The following is a 3,407-nucleotide window of genomic DNA, read 5'->3' on the forward strand; positions in this document are numbered from 1 at the left end:
TTCGTGCAAAACAGGTAAGTTAAGGGCGTTCCCAGAAGCTCGGTACTTCAGTACCGATGTAGTTCACATATCAGAAAGTACTACCCGGAAGCCGAATTATCTTTTTTATCATTAGACGGACGCTTCTCATCTGTGAGGGGAAATGGGCCACAAATCGAAATGGATTATGTCTGTCAAGAACGTGTTCGTCAGCTGGTAGAAGAAAATCGGCAGCTGACACTCGATCAAATAAAGGAATGGTTTGAAAAAGAGACAATAGATCGCGACATTGATCTGACTTGGATCTGGAATACATTGGGCGAGGGAACACTTGCAGGTTTGCAGCAAGACCTGAATCATTTAGAAGAATTAGGTAAGTTTCAGGTGCTTATTTATCAGATGAGAGACTGTTATTCGCTATTGTGGAATGCCTTGGCGGATAGTGAAAAAGGCCGGTTTTTAAATGAATTTGGATTGAAATGGTCAAATTTCAAAGCTCCCATACCACAACGAACAGCTTATTTGTTATTAAAATCTATTTCTGAAGGCGATGTGGAACTGCTCAGTGGGATAAAATCTATTAAGAAGGAAAAAGAGGGGTTTGAGGTTCAAATCAACGGGCAAAAAACTAGATATTACGAAGTTATTATCAATGCGACAGGGCAAGAGATGGATTTAACTAAACATCTTTATTTGCAGCAACCTTTGATAATAGACTTGATAAAATCAGGTGTATTGACTCCTTATCGATATGGAGGTGTCCTGATCGACTTTCCTTCTATGACTGCCATCAGTCAAAAGGGTGAGAGGGTCGATGGATTATATGTATATGGACAGCTCGCGTCGGGCATACAGTATAGCAATAATAATGTGGAATTGATTTCCAAAAGTGCGCAACACAGCGTTCAAGATATGCTGAAAAACCATGAAGGATAACACAAAACCCATGATAAGCTGCCGAAACCGCTAAAGGTCAGGCGTTATCATGGGTTTGTATTAGTTTTCATTTAACGAAACGTGATGATCGGATTGTAATAAAATAGTGACACGGGACTGTTTAAAATCAATTTCATAGGTTGCTTCAGTATAAATCCCAGTTACTTGCTGATATCCTTCAGCTAAAAAACCGGCTTCCAGCGAAAAAGAAGGAGCCGCTTGAGTTGTTAGACGGTGACTAACTAACGGGCCGGTCCAATCATAAAGAAATGTGTGTTTCGTTGACTTCGTTTGTTCAAGAGCACCTAGAAAAATCGTAGTCATTTGTTCGGTAAGTTCTTCGAAAGAATCAAAGGTGCTGGACCGGGCGAGTTCTTTGCCTGCCCAATATAAGATATCTTTTTCATCATCCTTAAGTAGGTTAGGAAGCAAGTGATCTCTTAAGAAACTGATACTCTTTAACGGGTCAGGGGCCTGATTATTGGAATGCATTGTTTCACCTCTCACTTTTTCGTCTCTGATGTAAATTCATTTCACCTTTCACTTTTACTGAACTTTCTTTATAATAGAAGAGGAGACAAAAGTCATACTTACTCATTTTACCTTTTTTTTCATAAGGTTTCTATAGTAACATGTCGATTTGCGCTTGAGTTATGCTGTTTAAATTACAAATACACGTAAGTGACTTAGAAAAGGTTGTTTTGATATGACGAATAGTCCGATTGGATTACTGGACTCTGGCGTTGGCGGATTAACGGTAGTAAAAGCAGTGACAGACCGTCTGCCAAACGAGTCGATTATATATATAGGAGATTCAGAACGCTGCCCATACGGGGATCGTTCAAAAGAAGAAATTATAAACTATACGCTTGAATTGGTTCAGTTTTTGCTGGATCAGCACGTAAAGATGATAGTTATCGCCTGTAATACGGCTACCGCCCACACGTTAGAAATAGTGAGAAATAAAGTTGATATCCCCGTCATAGGTGTTGTCGAACCGGGGAGCGAGGCAGCTATACGTCTCACGAATTCAAAAGAAGTGGGCGTTTTAGCTACTGTGAGCACAGTTGACTCTGGGTTTTATGAGAAATCAATTTTGGCTCAAGATGGATCGATCCATGTAAAGAGTATAGCATGTCCGGAATTTGTGGATATTGTTGAAAAGAATGCTTATGAATCGGTAGAAGCTAAAAAGATAGTAGACAAAAGTTTAGAGTCTTTTAAAACTGAAAACATGGATACTGTGATCCTGGGATGCACCCATTTTCCATTACTCATGCCTTTCATACAAGAAAAACTGGGTAAAGAGGTTGCATTGATCGATTCAGGTTCATTGACGTCTTATGAAGTAGAGAAGGTCCTGAAAGAATTCAAACTTGAAGCTGAAGCATATAACACGAAAACGATTGATATCTTTACGACCGGACCGGAGAAAACATTTCGCACGGTTGCGCAAGACTGGTTGCAGACGGACCAATTGAATATACAGACTGTTTCACTAGAAAGGTTGGAATCAACCAATGACTGAAAATAAAACCATTCTTATTGCGACCAGAAACAAAGGTAAAGCAAAAGAGTTTGAAGCGCTATTTAATAACAAGGGCTACGCCATTACAACACTCCTTGATTACCCAGATATCGAAGATGTTGAAGAGACAGGCAGGACCTTCCAAGATAACGCCCTGCTGAAGGCAGAAACGATTGCTAAAGAGCTGAATACGCTAGTACTTGCTGACGACTCAGGCTTAGTTGTGGATGCCCTACATGGCCAACCAGGGGTCTATTCAGCAAGATACGCTGGAGAAGAAAAAAATGACGCAAAAAACAATGCTAAACTGTTGAATGAATTAGCTGACTACAAGGATGATGAGAGACAAGCACATTTTCATTGTTCACTTGCACTTGCACACCCTGATAAAAAATCATTAGTGATCGATGGCAGATTGGATGGAGAAATAGCAGAAATACCTCGTGGAGATCACGGTTTTGGGTATGATCCATTATTTTATTTGCCCAGTAAAGGAAAGACATTAGCGGAATGCAGCCAAAGCGAAAAAAATGAAATCAGTCACCGAGCGGATGCTTTGAAAAAATTAGAGCATCATTTGGATGATTGGTTAACCAATCAATAGAAAGGAAGAAAGACTATGAAATTAGTAGTGGTTAGTGACAATCATGGAAATACGTATTATATGGAAGAAATTTATTCTATCCATCAAGCAGACACTGATGAGTGGATTCACTGTGGGGACTCGGAGTTGATGGAGGATCACCCCTTATGGCACCATTATAAGACAGTGCTCGGAAACATGGACATCACGGACAAATATAAAGTGAGTCGTATTGAACGGTTTGGAGAGTTTCGTTATCTTCTTGTGCATGGTCATAAACATGAAGTCAAACGAAACTATGATCAGCTAGCAGAGTTAGCAAAATCGCATGACGTCAAAGTCGTCTTTTACGGACATACGCATATTCCTAAAGTAGAAAAA

4 protein-coding genes and 1 pseudogene are annotated in these 3,407 nt (G+C 39.9%); 4 read left to right on the top strand and 1 reads right to left on the bottom strand.

The features are described from left to right. The first annotated feature begins 132 nt into the window (after positions 1-132). Positions 133-915, top strand: coding sequence for a hypothetical protein (locus tag R6U02_RS08415; protein WP_410263169.1), 783 nt, complete (start codon positions 133-135; stop codon positions 913-915). A 60-nt stretch (positions 916-975) separates the two neighbouring features. On the opposite strand, the gene R6U02_RS08420 is transcribed toward R6U02_RS08415, so the two are convergent. Further along, positions 976-1,407, bottom strand: coding sequence for a DUF2507 domain-containing protein (locus R6U02_RS08420; protein ID WP_410263170.1), 432 nt, complete (start codon positions 1,405-1,407; stop codon positions 976-978). A gap of 214 nt (positions 1,408-1,621) precedes the next feature. Between R6U02_RS08420 and racE the strand changes: the two genes are divergently transcribed. From racE to R6U02_RS08435, 3 genes and pseudogenes are all read left to right on the top strand, one after another. Next, positions 1,622-2,443: a glutamate racemase gene (gene racE, locus R6U02_RS08425; protein WP_410263171.1), complete on the top strand. Its 822-nt coding sequence runs from the start codon at positions 1,622-1,624 to the stop codon at positions 2,441-2,443. Further along, positions 2,439-3,047: pseudogene (locus R6U02_RS08430) on the top strand (XTP/dITP diphosphatase); the annotation flags it as partial. The gene racE and the pseudogene R6U02_RS08430, both read left to right, overlap by 5 nt. Positions 3,048-3,062: 15 nt before the next feature. Further along, the coding region (locus R6U02_RS08435) for a YfcE family phosphodiesterase (RefSeq protein ID WP_410263172.1) at positions 3,063-3,407 on the top strand (345 nt) is incomplete at its 3' end.

It is taken from the genome of Alkalibacterium sp. (genome assembly GCF_046484155.1).
Classification (GTDB): domain Bacteria; phylum Bacillota; class Bacilli; order Lactobacillales; family Carnobacteriaceae_A; genus Alkalibacterium.